Genomic DNA, 16,723 nt, shown 5'->3' on the forward strand with positions numbered 1-16,723 from the left:
ACAGGTTCTACATCGGCGGGGCGGCCCGTGACATCCGGCCGCCAGCCCGCCCTCGACGGCGTCCGCGCCGTCGCCGCCTTCGCGGTCCTGCTCTTCCACGTCTCCATGGAGGCGGGCACCGCGCTCGAACCCGGGTTCCTCGGCGGGCTGCTGTCGCGCGGCGAGATCGGCGTGCCGATCTTCTTCACGCTCTCCGGGCTCCTGCTCTACCGGCCGTGGGCGGCGGCGCTGCTGACCGGCGGCCCGGAACCCGCCACCGGCCGCTACCTGTGGCGGCGCTTCTTCCGCATCGTCCCCGCCTACTGGCTGGTGGTCGCCGTGGCGCTGCTGCTGTGGGGCGGCGCGCACCGGGGCGACGTGTGGACGTGGGCGAAGATGCTGTTCCTGGTGCACATCTACGACATCGACCCGTGGTGGTTCGGCCTCGGGCCGAAGGGCCTCGGCCAGATGTGGAGCCTCGCGGTCGAGCTGACCTTCTACCTCACGCTGCCGCTGATGGCCGCCGCCCTGCGCGCCTTCGCGCTGCGCGCCGGGCCCGGCGTCGCCGCGCGGGCCAAACGGGTGCTGATCGGGCTGGCGGTCTTCGGCGCGCTCTCGTACGTGTACACGATCTTCGAGTACTTCCCCGAATACCGGCCGTGGATGAACGTGTGGCTGCCGCGCTCGTGGACGTTCTTCGTGCCCGGGATGGCGCTGGCGGTGCTGACCGTCTGGGCCAGGGCCGAGGACGGCCCGGCGCGGCGGCTCAGCGCGGCGCTGGCGGCCTCGTGGGGCACGCTGTGGGTCATCGCCGGCCTGGCGTACGCCATCGCGGCCACGCCGCTCACCGGGCCGCGCTTCGTCGGCCTGGGCGGCATCTGGACGGCGTTCGCCGAGCAGCTCCTCTACACCGTCATCGCCTTCTGCCTGGTGGCGCCCGCGGCGCTGGAGCCCGAGGGGGGCACGCGGGTGCGAGGGCTGATCGGCGGGCGGCTGATGAGCTACCTGGGCCAGATCTCCTACGGCGTCTTCCTCTGGCAGTTCGTGGTCGTCTATCTCTGGTACGACTTCACCGGGCAGCAGCCGTGGACCGGCAACCTGCCGGTCAACCTGGTCGCGATCACCGCGATCACGGTCGGGCTGTCCGGGCTCACCTACCGGTGGGTCGAGGAGCCGGCCAGGGGGCTGATCCGGTTCGTGCCTCACAGGGCCGGTCCCGGCTCGCCGAACGCGACCGCCCTGAGGCAGAAGCCCTGAGCCCCCTCGCCGGCCACGGTGATGCGCAGCCCCGTGCCCGCGCCGCCGTGCGGGACGTAGTAGAGCGAGCCGTCGGCGGGGGTGGCGGGCAGGCTCGCCGCCCGCTGGGTGCCGCCCAGGTCGACCACCACCCGGAGCGGGACCTCGCTGCGGTAGGCCATGGCGACGACCATGCCGGGACCGCCCATCGACTCGACGGGGAACACCGAACCCGCCGGGTAGCACTCGGCGCCCGCGACCTCGTCGAAGAAGGGCACCACCCGGCCCACCGGCACCAGCCTGCCCGCGTCGTCGAACACGTACGGCCTGGCCGACGGGCGCGGGTCGCGCATCCGCCGCCGGGTCTCGGGGTCGGCCAGCGGGGCCAGCGCGTGTGAGGTGAGCCGCCGCGGGCCGTTCCACGGCAGCACGATGTGCGGGGGCACCGGCCGGTCGTAGACGTCCAGGTCGGGGGCCTCGGCCAGCGACTGCCTGGCGGCGTCCAGGTAGGCCCTGACCCGGTCGCCGGTGAGCGTGTCGGCGTAGGCGTTGGTGGAGATCAGCGACGTGATCACGAAGGCGGCCGTGAGCACCCCGGCGGCCGCGGGCAGCGACCCGGGCACCGGCCGGCGCACGGCGTCCTCCTCCCCGGCGACCGGTATCGCGGCCAGGGCCAGGCAGAGGGCGAACAGCACGGCGGCGTCGGCGACGTACCGGGTCTCGGCGCCCACCAGGTCCCACTGGGTGGCGCGGGCGATCACGGTGGGCCCCGCGTCGGCCGCCACGACGTAGGCGGCCAGGATCGCCCACGCCCGCCAGGCCCGCCGCCGGTACACGCAGGTGACCGCGACCAGCACCGCGATCAGCGCCCACGCGAGGGCCACGGTGACCGCGTGCGGGTCCGCGAGCCCGCCGGTGGCGGTGACGCCGCCCCACCGCAGCGGCCCGCCGACGGCGCCCGTGGGGAAGGTCTCGCCCAGCAGCCGGCGCACCACTCCGGGCACCACGTCGGCGTTCGGCCCGGTCAGCGCGTCGGACCCGGCGCTGTCGCGGCGCAGCAGGTAGAGCAGCGCGTATCCGGCCAGCAACGCGCCCTGCGCCCACCATCCCGGCCGGCGCAGCTCCGCCAGGATCGAGCGCGCCCACAGGCCCTTGCCGAGGTAGGCGCTGGACACGCCGAGGATCACGAAGGGGATGAACACCCCCTTGGTGGAGAAGGCCATGCCGGCGGCCGTCCAGATCAGCGCGTGCCATCTGCCCTGCCCGGTCCGGACGTACCGGATGTGCGCGGCCACCGCGGCGATCAGCGCGAGCTGGAGCGGGACCGCGTTGAGCGCGGCCGACCACCAGCTCATCGCGGGCACGGTGAGCGGCGCGAACACGTACACGGCCAGCGCGGCGAGCACCCGGGGCCGGTCGCCGAACAGCCGCCGCAGCAGCACCAGGAACATGATCGAGGCGGCCGCCTGGAGGGCGAGCGTCACGAACGAGACCAGCGCCCAGCTGTAGGGCGCGATCGACGAGAGCACCCACACCAGCGCGAGCGCGCCCGGCATGAGGTGCCCCTTGTGCACCCGGGTCAGGTAGTCCCAGGTGAGGCCGCTGTCCCCGGCGGCGGCGACGAACAGGAAGTCGTCCTCGACGAAGTACGCCTTGCTGAGCACGCTCGCCCTGAAGGCCAGCGAGACCGCGACGAGCAGCAGGCCGAGCCCGACGACGGGGCCGGTCCCGAACGCGGGCAGGGTGATCTGGAAGGTCTCGGGGCGTTTGCCGTCCTGGGTCGTCAACGCGTTCCCTCCTCTGGAGTATGCTCCGCGCCGTGGACACCCCTGCACCGTTCCGGGCGGATCTGGCGAGGTCCGTCCGGCTGCTGCGCGCCTTCCGCCTCGAACAGAGCGATCCCGACTTCTTCTACGGCACCCTGGCCGCCGACACGGTGTCCCAGCTGGCGACGTACACGGATCTGGACGGCGCCACCGTGGCCGACGTGGGCGGCGGGCCCGGCTACTTCGCCGACGCGCTGCGCGCGGCGGGGGCGCGGCCGGTGTGCGTCGACTGCGACGCCGGCGAGATGCGGTTGCGCGACGGCGACCTGCCCCGCGACGCGGTGCTGGGCAGCGCCCTGGACCTGCCGCTCGCCACCGGCTCGGTCGACGTGTGCTTCTCGTCCAACGTGCTCGAACACGTGCCCGACCCGCGCCGCATGGCCGACGAGATGGTCCGGGTCACCCGGCCCGGCGGCGTGGTCTACCTGTCGTACACGATCTGGCTGTCGCCCTGGGGAGGCCACGAGACCTCGCCGTGGCACTATCTCGGCGGCCACCACGCGGCCCGCCGCTACGAGCGCAGGCACGGCAGGCCGCCCAAGAACGTCTACGGCGAGAGCATGTTCGCCGTCGGCGTGGCGGGGCCGCTGGCGTGGGCGCGCCGCCACCGCGACGTGGAGGTGCTCGACGCGATCCCCCGCTACCACCCGCGCTGGGCCCGGCATGTCGTCCACCTACCTGGCGTCCGCGAGCTCGTCACCTGGAACCTGCTCCTCGTCCTGCGCCGCAGGTGAGCGCCGCCGCACCAGCCGGATCGCGGCGATCACGCAGCCCGCGCCGAGCAGCCCGCCGCCGACGGGCGTGACCGTCCCGGCGACCAGGTCCCAGCGCCGGTAGAAGGCCGCCGTGTCGAGCGCCGCCCGCACGTCGCCGTCCGCCGTCGTGAACACTCCGTCCAGCGCGACCAGCCTGCCGCTCCCGTCGGCCGTGACCAGCGTCTCCGTCACCCGGTCCGTGGTCTTGACGGGCAGCCCGCTGACCGGTTCGACCCAGAAGGTCCGGCGGATCTCCGCGTAGCGGGCCACGCCCACGTCGCCCTTGCCCTTGAGCCCGAGGAGCCTGCGCGGCACCGGAGGCTGCTCCCCCGGCACGACCTGGCGCGGCGTGCGCTGCACGTACCGGTGGGTCTCGACGCCACGCACCCGCTCCACGCCGTCGTACGAGACCCGCACCGCCCGGCGCAACCGCAGGTCGAACAGCGTGTAGTCGCGCCGCGGGGCCTGGAAGGGCCATCGGAACGCCTGGCCCGACTGCTTGATCCGGGCGTCCTCGTCCAGATACTCGCCGCAGCAGTTGACGATCACGCCGGTGCGCCGGTCGAAGGCGAGGCGCCGCTCGTGGTAGTCCAGCCGCCGCTCGTCCCGGGTGGCCAGGGAGACCGACTCGGTCCACACCGCCCGCCGCTCGTCGCCGGTCAGCACGTCGCCGATCAGCCAGCGGGTCCGCACCAGCGTGCCCGTCTCCGCCTTCATCGTGGCGGGGTCCAGGTAGGTCGCGGACTCGGCCACCGACCTGGTCATGCTCTGCTGCTCCAGCGGCGCCGTGAACACCCGGGCGGACACGTGCCAGCGCATCAGCGGGATCAGCGTCAGCAGGAAGGCGCCGGCCCCGGCCAGGACCAGCGCGAGGGTCGCGCGGCTCACGTTCACGGCGCCGGCACCGCCTGACCGGGGGTCACCGCGCCGACGCACACGCCGGGCGGCAGGTCGGGCAGCACGATGCGGTCCGCGCCCGGTACCGCGAGCATGAACACCTCGCCGAGCCCGGCGCGCAGCTCCACGTCGACGGGCCGGTCGGCCATCCACATCGTGACCTTGGCGTCGGCCCGCGCGGCGTAGCCCAGCCGGATCAGCGTGCCCTCGACGCGCGGCGGCGTGGCGGCCAGCGGCACCTGGACGGTCCCGCCGGTGACCGGCCAGCAGCCGTCCGGGGTGCGCGGCGCGAGCTCGGTCCCGGCCACCTCCACCGGCCGCAGCCGGCCCAGGTCGTCGAAGACCATGCCGTCCAGCGCCGCCGGCGGGTCCTGCATCCTGGCCCTGAGCCGCGGCGACGCCATCGCGCCCAGCACCCTGGAGGTGAGGCTGTAGGCGCGGTAGCCGCCGGGCACCACGTCGGCGGGCACGAGCCGGTCGTAGATGACGGTGCCGGGCGCGGCTTTCGCCAGCTCGGCGCGGGCCGTCTCGATGTAGCCGTGCCGCCGGTCGGCGCCCAGGTAGCTGGCGAAGATCGTCACCGACACGAGCGACGCGCCCGCGAACACGCCGAGCACCGCGCCGCACACCCCGCTCACCCGCTCCCTGGGGGGCAGCGGCCTGCGGTACGGCTCCGCCTCACCGGGCAGCGGCAGCAGCACGAGGCCGACGACGAGCGCGAGCAGCGGCGCGGCGTCGGCCACGTACCGCGTGTCCGTGCCGGCGAACGAGCCGAGCAGGTGCACCCGCCCCCACAGGACGGGCAGCGCGTCGGCCACGAGGGTGTAGCCGAGCAGCAGCCCCCAGGCGTGCAGCGCCCGCCGCCGGTAGTAGCCGGTCACGGCCACCAGCAGCGCGATGACCACCAGCGACAGGACCACCAGCGCCGTCGGCGGCGAGGCGACGCCCCAGTCGTTCCCGGCGAACCACTTCCACGGCCCGCCCAGCACGGTCGTCGCGAACGTCTTGCCGAGCAGCTCCCACAGGAAGCTCGCGGCCTGGTCGAAGAAGGGCAGCGCGCCGGTGTTCGCCGCCGACAGCGACCGTTGCGCGTACAGCGCCCCGAACGCGCCCAGCGCGCCCGCGTACATCAGCCAGACCGTCAGGTGCCTGCGGACCGCGCCGAAGTAGATCGCCGTCAGCGCGAACAGCACCAGCGGCACGGCGAACCCCTTGACGAAGCCGAGCAGCCCGAACAGCACCCACAGCGCCGCCGCCACCGCGTGCCGCAGCCGCCCGGTGCGCAGGTAGTGCCAGTGCGAGGCCACCGCCATCGGCAGCGCCAGCTGCAGGAACACCGTGTTGAGCGCCGCCGCCCACCAGGCGAGCGCCGGGAAGGTGATCGGCGCCAGCAGGAACACCAGCAGCGGCGCCAGGATCGCCGGCCGGTTGCCGAACACGACCCGCAGCATGCGCAGCACGGCCAGCGCGGCGAGCGCGTGCAGGACGAGCACGCCGCCCGCCGCCACCCCCCAGCCGTACGGCTCCAGCCGGGCCGAGAACCAGGCCAGCAGGAACCCGCCGGGCATGAACTGGCCGAAGTGGATCCGGGTCAGGTAGTCGAAGGAGAGCGCGTTCTCCACCGCCCTGGCCACGAACTCGAAGTCGTCCTCCTTGAAGTAGGCGTGCCGCAGGAGCACCGCCTTCCACACCAGGGCCGCGCCGATCAGCGCGAGCGCGGTCAGCACGACGCCGTGCCGCCGCGCCGCCCTGGTCAGCGGCGCGGGCACCGCGATCACGATGCCGCCGCGCGGCTCGTCCGTCGTGGTCATGGCACGCTCGTCATGGTCGGGCCGCCCGCGGCGACGGGGACGGGGGCTCTGGTCAGCGGCGCCGGCCGCCTCCTGGCGGCGACCTCGACGCAGAGCTGCGCCAGCAGCGGCACGCACAGCAGCTGCGTCCACAGCCCGCCGGCGCCCGCCGCGCCGCCCGCCGCGGCGGCCAGATACAGCGCGATGCCGGTGTACGGCCCCGTCAGCGGCCTCAGCAGCCCCGCCCGCCGTCCCGCGCGCAGGTGCTCGGCGTCGCGCAACGGCCGCAGCCACAGGCCCAGCGCGAACGCGGCCGCGGCGACGGCCGCGCCGGCCACTCCACCGACCCAGTAGCCCGACGCGACCGCCATCGGCAGCATCAGGGCCGCGCGCGGCGCGGCGGGCCGGCACGGCGGCAGCCGCCGCAGCCGGCGCCGCCCGGGCACCAGCGCCAGCGCCACGACGACGAGCGCGAGCGCGCCGCCCGCCGCCAGCCCCGCCCGGTACGGCTCGTCCGGGACGTACGTGAGCGTCACCGTGCCGGAGGTGTACGCGGGCACGAACCAGGCCTGCCGCCAGCCGTCGAGTCGCACCGGCTTGAGCTCGGCGACTCCCAGCGTGGCCTTCCACCCGGCGTTGAAGTTCTCGTTGACGACCAGGTAGGAGTCGGCGGTGACGTCGACCTTGACCTTCCGCTCCCCGGCCTCCCAGCTCTGCACGGGCGTCTCGCGCATGCGGACCGGCTCGGCCCGCGCGCGCGCGACGCCGGTGTCCTCGTCGAGCCGGCGCACCACGGCGGACTCGACGCGGTAGGAGTCGCCGGGCCGCAGCGCCAGGCCGGTCCGCCCGGCCTCCATGAGCAGCCGCTCGCAGGTCTCGAACCGCACCGGCTGCCCGGTGACGATGTCGTGCAGCGTGCCGTCGGTGACCTCGGTGTGCACGGTCCGGCCGTTCACGGTGAAGGTCGGGCCGAAGCCGCAGGGCAGCCTGAGCGGGAAGCCGGTCAGCGCGCCGAGCGGGCTGGTGCCGGGGATCTCGATGTCGCTGATCTCGATGGGCCGGCCGCCGGACGCGCCGAACTCCAGCTCGATCTTCTTGGCGGCCACCGCCGGGAACTCGACGAGCCCGTCCTTGCCGATCCAGCTCTGCCGCACGCCGCCGTCGGCGCGGACGGTCACCCGGACGGGCGGGGCGCCGAGGTAGGAGTCGGGCGTGGTCACGCGCAGTTCCGTCAGCGTGGTGAAGCGGGCCAGCTCGACGGTGAGCGTCGGCCTGGGGTCCAGCGGGTCGGCGAACCACACGGTTCTCGGGTCGTCGTCGAACGCCCACCGGCCGGCCGCCGCGCCGTGCGCCACCGCCGTCGAGGACGCGGTGACGGTCAGCGCGTCGTCCGGCAGCGTGCTCAGCTTCTCCACGGCCACGCGGTCCCGCAGCACGGCCCGGCCGGAGACGGTGTAGTCGCCGTCCTTCCTGGTCGTGAAGAGGCGGTCGAAGCCGTTGCCGTCGTCGCCGAGCACCTCGTGGCCCTGCGAGCAGCTCCACACCACCGAGCCGCGCACGCAGCCGGGCACGTCGCCCTGCCTGCTGAGCGCGATCGCGGGCTCCCCGGGCTGCTCGCCTGGGTCGGGCACGATGATCGAGCGGCCGGCCCGGACGCCGGGGATCGTCAGCTCGCTGATCCCGACGCGGCTGCCCAGCAAGCTCTCCGGTTCGTAGGCGGTGCGGGTGACGGTGATCCGCACCCTGCCGGTCCGCCCGTCCGGCACGGCCAGCTCCTGCGGCTCGGCGCCGGCCCTGACGTCCTGGCGCAGCTCGCCGGCGTCGGTCTCGACCACGACCTCGGCGGGCGGCGGGCCGATCGGCGCGGTCTCGAACGCCACCTTGATCGTGCCGAGCTCCCGGGGCGCGGTGAAGGCGACCTCCAGCCATTCGCCGGTCGCGCCCTGCCAGCCGGTGGAGCGCCAGCTCGTGCGCGCGTCGCCGTCGAGCGCGGCGAACGGCTGGTGGCCCGGCTCCCGCGACTCGCCGAACGCCGTGACGTCCGCCTCGGACGACGACGCGGTGACCCCGGCGATCCCGCTGAAACCGGCAGTGGACAGGTACTTCTCCCAGCCGGGGTCGAGCAGGTCGCGGGCCGGCGAGTTCCCGCGCCGCGGCTCGCCGGCCGTGAGCGTGGCGCTGGCGTTGCGCCGCAGGTCGGCGTAGGCCAGCTCGCGGCGGCGCAGGGTGTCGGTGAGCACCGATTCGGCGGCGGGCAGCACGCCGTCGTCGTCGTTGAGCAGGACCGGCCGGTCGTCGCCGAGCAGCCCCTGCTCGGCCAGGGCCAGCACGGACTCGGGGGCGCCGCCCACGCGCAGCGCCCGGTCCGCGTCGACCGTGCCGGCGAGCGGCGCGGCCCCGGACACCTTGTAAATCTCGATCGCCGGGTACGGCTGGTCCAGCCAGGCGGCGGCCTGCCCGTGCCTGCCGACGCCCACGCCGGGCCCGAACCTGGTTTCCAGCGAGATGCCCGGCGAGTCCTCCAGCGCCTGGTGGACGCGGGCCGGCCAGGCCGTGCCGATGGTCTGGCGGTCCAGGTCGTTGCGGACCACCAGGTGGCTCACCCCGATGCGGCGCAGCGTGGCGGCGAGCCCGGCCGAGCCCTTGCCCGACGCCAGGCGGTCGTCGATGGCGGCCATCAGCCGCGAGCCGCCCGCCGACCCCCAGGGCACGATCGTGTGCGTGGCCCACCTGGTCTGCGACAGCGGCTGCAGCGGCTCGTCCAGCGGGCGGCCCCACAGGTATTCGCCGCGTTTGGCCCCCGGCACGGCCAGCACCATGCCGTCACCGGCGTTGCGGCCCAGCCAGGAGACGGCCTGTTTCCAGTAGTCGGGGATCGCGGTGAACCCGCCGGCCGGCGCGAGCCCCGCGTACAGGATGGGCAGGCTCGACAGCGCCACCAGCCCGGCCGCCGCGACGGTCAGGTGCCTGCGCAGGCCGGGCCGTACCAGGGAGATCAGGCCGGCGACGCCGAGCGCGACGGGCAGCCGGATGAGCGCGTCGAACTTGTGCAGGTTGCGGAAGGCCGACAGCGGGCCGTCCAGCAGGCCGGCCATGAAGTCCGCGTGCGGGGTGCCGGGATGGCCGGTCGTCACGACGACGATCCCCACCAGCAGGCTGATCAGCAGGAACGACCGCTCCGGGAAGCCGCGCAGGGCCAGCCCGGCCAAGCCCACCGCGGCGACGGCCGAGGTGACCAGGATCAGCCACGGGACGGTCGACTGCTGGTGGGCGTCCGGCAGCCAGACCTGCCCGTCCACGGTGAGGAAGCTGAGCCAGCTCGACGTCCCGCGCAACGCGTTGACCAGGGACGTCACGCTGGTCGTGGCGCCGGCCGTCTCGATGTAGGGCAGGAAGGAGAAGATGTAGCGGCCCATGGTGAGCAGGGGCGCGGCCCACCACAGCGAGGCGAGCGCGATCAGCGGCAGCCACCACGCGATCAGCCGGCGTTTGACCGGCCCGCGCCCCCGGGTCAGCAGATAGAGCATCGGGACGACGAGGACGGCCAGCTCGGCCACGGCGTTGACGCCGCCGCAGCACAGGAAGGCGAGCGCGGACAGCGCGGCCGCCCGGCGCGGCGACAGCACCCTTCTGGCCCCCAGGACCAGCGGGAGGACGATCCACGGCAGCACGGCGCTGGGCAGGAACTCCGAGGAGTTGATGCCGATCAGCGCCTGCGCGTGCGGCGCGAGCGCGTACGCGAACCCGGCGACGATCCGGGCGAGCGGGCCGCCGACGCGCAGCGCGCGGGCGAGCTGCACGGTTCCGAGGAAGGCGGTGCAGAGCACCAGCGACATCCACAGCCGCTGCACCGTCCAGGCTTCCATGCCCAGGTTGAGGCCGAGTGCGTAGAAGGGTCCCATCGGGAACAGGTAGCCGTACGCCTGGTTCTGCAGGTGGCCGAAGTACGCGCCGTCCCACAGGTGCAGGGCCCTGCCGAGGAAGCCGAGCGGGTTGACCGCCATGTCGAGCTTCGTCTCGGGGATGATCTTCTCGGTCGAGGTGTTGAACGCGATCGCGACCAGCAGCAGGCAGCCGGCCAGCAGGCGCAGCCGGTGCCCGATCCGCTTGTCATAGCTCTCGGCTTCGGACTCCGGGAGCTCTTCCCGTCGTCCAGGCGAGGCATGGGTCACTGATGGGCTCCGCCGCGATCTTGGAGTTCCGCCACGATAAGTTCAGTCATGTTAGCCCCAGTTCGGGACCAGGTGAACTCCTTTGCCCAGGCCCGGCACGCTTTGGCCACCTCTGCGCGGCGGCGCGGGTCGGCCAGCTCCTTCAGCGCCCGCCCGGTCACGTCGGCCAGGCTCTCCCCGTCGCCCACGAGCCAGCCGGTGACGCCGTGGCGGACCGAGTCGCGCAGCCCGGCCACGTCGTAGGCGACCGTCGGCACGCCGAGCGCGGCCGCCTCGATCACGGTCAGCCCCCAGCCCTCGAACTCCGAGGCCGTCACGTTCAGCGTGGCCCCGGCCAGCAGCGCGACCTTGCGCGCCTCCGGCACGAAGCCGTGCAGGTGGACGCGGTCGGCCAGGCCGCCGGCGGCCACGTGCGCGGCCAGCGAACCCGACTCCGGGCCGCGCCCGGCGATGTGCACGGTCAGGCCCGGCCACATCCCGGACAGCTCGCCGGCCAGGTCCACGACCCGGTCGATGCGCTTGTGCCCGACCAGCCGGCCGGCGTACACGATCACCGGGTCGGCGCCGGGCTCCCGGGGCGGCGGCGGCTCGGGGTGCGCGCAGCCGTTGGGCACGACGACGATCGGGCCGAGCCAGCGCAGCTTGCCGATCAGCTCCCGCCGGGACGACTCCGACACCGTGACCGTCATGCAGCGGCGGTAGACCAGGCGGGCGAGCGGCCCCTCGACGAAGCAGCCGATCGCGGCCAGCCACCGGGGCAGGAAGGCGGCGAACTGCCGGTCGTGCACGTGGTGCACCAGGCACACCACGGGCGTGCGGCGCGGCACCACGAGCGGGGCGAAGAACGGGATGCCGTTCATCGTGTCGATCACCGCGTCGAAGCGCCTGCGGCGCAGCAGCAGCCAGAGCGGCACCAGCAGATAGACCAGGTACGGGTTCCCCATCCGGCGCAGGGCGATGCCCTCGCGCGTCTCGGCACGGCGCTGGCCGCGCTGGCGTCCGGTCACGAAGACCACCGAGGCGCCCTGGGTCAGCAGGTGGCGGCTGACCTGCCAGGCGTACTCCTCCGCGCCGCCCGCGGTCGTCTGCCTCGGCTCGCGGAAGTTGAGCATGGCGATCCGCACCCCGGCGAGCGGCCCATCGCCGCGGACGACCGCCTGTGCTTGCTCCGCGTGCTCACCGGTGAAGACCACCATCACTCCTCGACGGCGGGCACGCGGGCATGGCGAAGCCACGCCCCGTGCTCCGCTGGTAAGGCCTCGTCAGGCGGGAAGGACTACCTGGTGCCGTAGTTGTAGAGCGGCTGGTTCGGCGGGGTCGGCGCGGGCGACGCTACGTTGACCACCGCGACCGACGCCCCCACCGCCAGCAGGGCTCCAATGGCCAAGGCCGCGAGAATTCGCAACACTGAGCGCTCCCTCCACATCGGTACGATGTGTGCCGAGACTAGAACGTGTTCCGGGACGAATCCATAGGTATCGTCAAACCGTGATGTAATAAGTTACCCTCAAGTAAGAGGTGAATGGGCCGGTCAGCGGCGCAGCAGAGTCAGCCCTTCGCCCTGGTGCACGGGCGTCCAGCCGCGCAGATCGAATGGAAACCGGTTCTCGGTGCCGGCCACGAGCACGTACCGCACCCCCGTGAGCGACAGCCGGTTCCGCGGGTCCTCGCCGCGCACCCGCAGCCGCCCGCCGTCCGGCAGCCCGACCAGCAGCGTGTCGTCCCGGACCACCCGGCGCTCGAACATCTTCGCCGCCGGGTCGAGCACGACCCGGCCGCCGTTCCAGGCGAACGCCCGATGCGCCCCCCACGGCAGCGACAGCAGCGCCCCGGGAGCCGGGTCGGCGTTCACGATCCGCTGCACCGTCCGCCACTCCTGCGGGTACGGCACCGCCGCCAGGCGGCCCGACGCGCCCCACGCGAACGTGGGCAGCACCAGCACCGGCGCCAGCAGCCCGACCACGGCCGGCGCCCCCGACCGCAGCAGCGAGGCCAGCCCCACGGCCGCCACCAGGACCATCGGCGCCAGATACGCCTGACCGTCCCGCAGCGGCCCGAACCCGGCCCACGCCCCGATCAGCCACTTCAGCACCCCGGGCGCGAACGCCCCCAGGCAGGCCACGCCGAACCCCGCGGCGGCGGCCACGGCCAGCCCGCCCCACCATCCCGGCCGCTCTTCCGTACGCATCCGCGCGTACCCGTACAGACCGGCCAGCGCCAGAAGCAGCCGGCCGGTGGCGAGCCACCACGCCTCCTGGCCCGGCACCCCGGCCTCGGCGTTCCAGATCCCGCCCAGCGACAGCAGGCTCCCCAGCACCCCGAACGGCCCGTCGGCCCGCGCGGCGAACGCGTCCACCCCCGCTGGATCCGTCACCGCGCCCGACGTCAGCGCGGGCACCAGCCAGGGCAGGCTGAGCACGCCCAGCGTCACCCCCACCACGGCCACCCGCCGCCGCGCGACGGCGATCGGCGCCACCGTGAGCGCGGTCACCAGCATCGCCTGGAACCCGCCCACAGCAGCCGGCACCGACGCCACCACCAACCGCCCCCACCCGGCCACGCTTCCCACGGCCCGTGCGGCGGGCCGCGCGGGCGCCATCGCGGTGGCGCGCACCGCCCAGGGGAGGGCGGCCACCCCCAGGAGCAGCGCCCACTGGCCCAGCAGGAGACGCTGGGCCAGGTAGATGTTCCACGCGTAGAAGACCGCCGCCACCAGCCGCGCGACCCGGCGCTCCGGCGGCACCAGCGCCGCCGCGCCACTGGCCGCCAGCACGAAGATCCCGGCCAGCAGCCCCTTCTGCACCAGCTCCCCGGGCAGCACCCGCGACAGCAGCGCCACCACCAGATCGCTCGGCACCGCCCGGGGAAACCCCCCGGAATCGGGCAGGATCGGCGGATCCGGCACGAACACCAGGTCGTACCGCAGCACGAACCCCCACGCGAGCGCCGGCCCCAGCGCCAGCACGGCCAGGCCCGCGCCCAGGAGCGCGGGCCACAGCCGACAGAGCCTCCCCACGATCAGGGAGGGTAGCCGGTTACTTGCCGGGCTCGGGATCCCGAGGCAGCCCCAGCATGCGCTCACCGATGATGTTGAGCTGCACCTCGGTGGTGCCGCCGTAGATCGTCATCGCCCGGGTGGCGAGCACCGCCCGGTTCCAGTAGCCCGGGTCGCCGAGCTTCATGTCGGCGGCCGCCACGGCCTGGGCGCCGAGCAGGCTCACCGCCGTCTCGGAGACGTGCTGGGCGTGCGAGGTCGACAGCAGCTTGCGCACCGACGCGTCGGCGCCCGGCTCGGAGCCGGCCAGCTGCTTGAGCGTCACCCGCAGCGACAGGGCGTTGATCGAGTGCCCCTCGCAGATCACCCCGGCCACCTCGTGCCGCTCGACCGGCGTGAGCTCGCGGCCCAGCCGCCCGGCCAGCCCGAGCAGGTCGGACATGGACGCGCCGGTGCCGCCCGAGCCGGACGAGAGCGAGACGCGCTCGTTCGACAGCGTGTTGCGCGCCACCTTCCAGCCGTCGCCGATCTCGCCCACGACCAGGTCGTCCGGCACGAACACGTCGTCCAGGAAGACCTCGTTGAACAGGTTCTCGCCGGTCATCTCCGTCAGCGGCCGGACCGTGACGCCGGGGGACTTCATGTTCACGAGGAAGTACGTGATGCCCTCGTGCTTGGAGCCCTCGGAGGAGTTGCGGGCGATGCAGATGCCCCACTCGGCGAAGTGCGCGACCGACGTCCAGATCTTCTGGCCGTTGAGCTTCCAGCCGCCCTCGACCTGCTCGGCCTTCATCTGGACGTTGGCCAGGTCCGATCCCGCGCCGGGCTCGGAGAAGAGCTGGCACCAGATCATCTCGCCGCTGAGCGTCTTGGGCAGGAAGCGCTCCTGCTGCTCCTGCGTGCCGTACGCGGCCACCGACGGCACCACCCAGGCGCCGATGATCATCGCGGGCAGCCTGACCTTGGCGGCCTTGAGCTCCTGTGCGAGCAGCACCTGCTCCAGCGGCGAGGCGCCCCGGCCCCACGGCTTGGGCAGGTGCGACATGACGAACCCGCGGTCGGCCAGGGCCCGCTTCTGCTCCGTGCCCTCCAGGGCGGCGATCTCCGCGATCTCGGCCCGGAGAGCCTCGCGCATCGGCTCGGCGTCCTCCGGCAGGTCGATCTCCATCTCGCGGGAGACGCCCTGCAGCGCCAGGTCGGTGACGCGGGCCGCCCACTCGGCCGACGGGCCCAGCAGGGCGCGCAGGGTGAGCGCGCGGCGGTAGTAGAGGTGCGCGTCGTGCTCGAAGGTGTAGCCGATGCCGCCGAACGTCTGGATCGCGTCCTTGGCGCACTGCACGGCGGCGTCGGGGGCCATCACCCCGGCGATCGCGGCGGCGTACTCCAGCTCCTTGCCGGTGGCGCGGGTGGCGTCCCAGACGGTGGCGCGGGCCTGCTCCAGCGCGACGAGCATCCGCGACAGCTTGTGCTTGATGCCCTGGAACTGGCCGATCGGCCTGCCGAACTGGACGCGTACCTTGGCGTAGTCGGCGGCGGCGGTGACGCACCAGGAGGCGACGCCGGCGGCCTCCGCGCCCATCAGCACGGCGGCCAGGTCACGCACGTCCGAGCCCGCCACGCCCTCCAGGACGCGGTCGGCGGGCACGCTCACGCCTTCCAGCTCCACCTTGGCCACCGGACGGGTCAGGTCCAGCGACTTGACGGCGGTCACGGTCACGGCGGCGGCGTCGAGCGCCACCCATACCTCGCCGTCGGCCGTCGACACCGGCAATACCAGCACGTCGGCCAGCGAACCCCCGAGCACCGGCTCGGCCGTGCCGCTGACGACCAGCGTGCCGTCGTCCGACCGGGTGCCGGTCAGCTGCGCGGTCAGGGCCAGCGCGCCGGTCAGGGTGCCGTCGGCCAGCCCCGGCAGCAGCTCGTGCCGCTTCGACGCGTGGATCACCGCGCTCGCCAGCACCGTCGGCACGTACGGGCCGGGCGCCATCCGCTCGGCCAGCGCCTCCACGGCCACCGCCGCCTCCAGCAGGCCGTAGCCGGAGCCGCCGGCCTCCTCGGGCAGGTGCAGACCGAGCAGCCCCTGCTCGGCCAGCCCCGGCCAGAACGCGGGCCGCTCCTCGCTCCCGGCGCGCAGCAGCTCGGCCGGAATGTTCCGCTCGGCCCAGCCGGTCACCGACTCGCGGAGCGCCTCGTGCTCCTCGCTCAACCCGATCGCCATGTGCTCATCCTCCAGGCAGGTCCCATCGATGCCAGAACCATATTCTAGAGGATGCTTCTGGCCTAGAGTGGACGAACTTTCGTCGCCAGCGTCTTCAAGTCCGCCCAGTACGCCTTGCCGCTCTCCGGAATCGACGCGATCAGCATCGCCGGCTTGGTCTTGCCCACCTCGACCACCGACACCATCGCCTGACCCGTCCGCTGCTCTCCCCCGCTTGTGTACGCGACCTCGAACCCCAGCGTCCAGCCCTTGCCGACCGGCGTCTTCTGCGAGGCCGTCCAGGTCAGCGTGGCGCCGTCGGGATACTGCGTGGTCAGCGTCCAGCGCGCCGCCCGTGCCGCGATCTCCCGGTAGTCGGCGTCGCCCGACGGCTTCTCCTCCGGCTCGTCCCCGGGCAGCATCGCCGACGCCACCACCGTCTGCGGCACCGCCGTCTTCCCCACCCGCTGCGCCACCGCGAACGGCGGGAAGTCCCTGGCGCTCCACGGCTTGCCCAGGCGGGGGTAGCTGATGCCGCTGGCCTTGTCGGTGATCGTCCCGCTCGTCCCGCTCGCCGTCCCGCCCAGCTTCGGGAACGCCTTCTTCTCCGGCACAGCCGGCAGCGCCGCCTCCGCCTTCGTCGCCGCCGGTGTCGCACCCGTGCTCGCGCCGGCACTGGCACTCGCGCTCGCGCCGGCGGACGGCACCGGCGCGACCGGCACCACCTCCTCGGCCGGCGGCTCCTGCGGCACGTCGCCCGAGAACACCACGAACACCAGCAGCACCGCCGCCACGGTCGCCACCACGGCCCCGAGCAGGTAGATCACCTTGATCGGCACATCCCCGATCCGGCTCACCACCCCGCCCTTGGGCTCC

The 16,723-nt window shown here is 73.9% G+C and carries 10 protein-coding genes; 2 read left to right on the plus strand and 8 right to left on the minus strand.

Translation table 11 applies throughout. The annotated features are described in order from the left end of the window. Positions 1-27 precede the first annotated feature (27 nt). Positions 28-1,236, plus strand: coding sequence for an acyltransferase family protein (locus ADY59_RS32285; RefSeq protein ID WP_053175347.1), 1,209 nt, complete (start codon positions 28-30; stop codon positions 1,234-1,236). Here the strand turns inward: ADY59_RS32285 and ADY59_RS32290 are convergent. Further along, positions 1,182-3,002 (minus strand): hypothetical protein, encoded by a 1,821-nt coding sequence (locus tag ADY59_RS32290; RefSeq protein ID WP_082310572.1) that lies wholly within the window; start codon positions 3,000-3,002, stop codon positions 1,182-1,184. The two genes, ADY59_RS32285 and ADY59_RS32290, sit on opposite strands and share 55 nt — an antisense overlap. Positions 3,003-3,022: 20 nt before the next feature. Between ADY59_RS32290 and ADY59_RS32295 the strand changes: the two genes are divergently transcribed. Continuing rightward, the gene (locus tag ADY59_RS32295) at positions 3,023-3,775 is read left to right on the plus strand and encodes a methyltransferase domain-containing protein (protein ID WP_049570185.1); all 753 of its coding nucleotides are present in this window, start codon (positions 3,023-3,025) and stop codon (positions 3,773-3,775) included. Here the strand turns inward: ADY59_RS32295 and ADY59_RS51745 are convergent. From ADY59_RS51745 to ADY59_RS32330, 7 genes are all read right to left on the minus strand, one after another. Further along, entirely contained in the window at positions 3,716-4,690 is a 975-nt protein-coding gene (locus tag ADY59_RS51745) for a DUF3068 domain-containing protein (protein WP_197093964.1), read from the minus strand. The two genes, ADY59_RS32295 and ADY59_RS51745, sit on opposite strands and share 60 nt — an antisense overlap. Continuing rightward, positions 4,687-6,504, minus strand: a complete 1,818-nt coding sequence (locus ADY59_RS51750) for a hypothetical protein (protein WP_049570192.1) — start codon at positions 6,502-6,504, stop codon at positions 4,687-4,689. The genes ADY59_RS51745 and ADY59_RS51750 overlap by 4 nt, the downstream gene beginning before the upstream one ends. Further along, positions 6,501-10,655, minus strand: a complete 4,155-nt coding sequence (locus ADY59_RS32310) for an alpha-(1->3)-arabinofuranosyltransferase (protein WP_053175350.1) — start codon at positions 10,653-10,655, stop codon at positions 6,501-6,503. Before ADY59_RS32310 ends, ADY59_RS51750 begins: the two co-directional genes overlap by 4 nt. Then, positions 10,652-11,851, minus strand: coding sequence for a glycosyltransferase family 4 protein (locus ADY59_RS32315; protein ID WP_053175355.1), 1,200 nt, complete (start codon positions 11,849-11,851; stop codon positions 10,652-10,654). Before ADY59_RS32315 ends, ADY59_RS32310 begins: the two co-directional genes overlap by 4 nt. Positions 11,852-12,186: 335 nt before the next feature. Then, on the minus strand, positions 12,187-13,671 hold the full coding sequence (locus ADY59_RS32320) for a hypothetical protein (protein ID WP_049570198.1): 1,485 nt from the start codon (positions 13,669-13,671) through the stop codon (positions 12,187-12,189). A 19-nt stretch (positions 13,672-13,690) separates the two neighbouring features. After that, positions 13,691-15,868: an acyl-CoA dehydrogenase gene (locus ADY59_RS32325; protein ID WP_049570200.1), complete on the minus strand. Its 2,178-nt coding sequence runs from the start codon at positions 15,866-15,868 to the stop codon at positions 13,691-13,693. A 62-nt stretch (positions 15,869-15,930) separates the two neighbouring features. Continuing rightward, a partial coding sequence (locus ADY59_RS32330; protein ID WP_231619002.1) for a hypothetical protein occupies positions 15,931-16,723 on the minus strand: 793 nt, incomplete at its 5' end.

The organism is Nonomuraea sp. SBT364 (genome assembly GCF_001083785.1).
In the GTDB taxonomy this organism is placed as follows: domain Bacteria; phylum Actinomycetota; class Actinomycetes; order Streptosporangiales; family Streptosporangiaceae; genus Nonomuraea.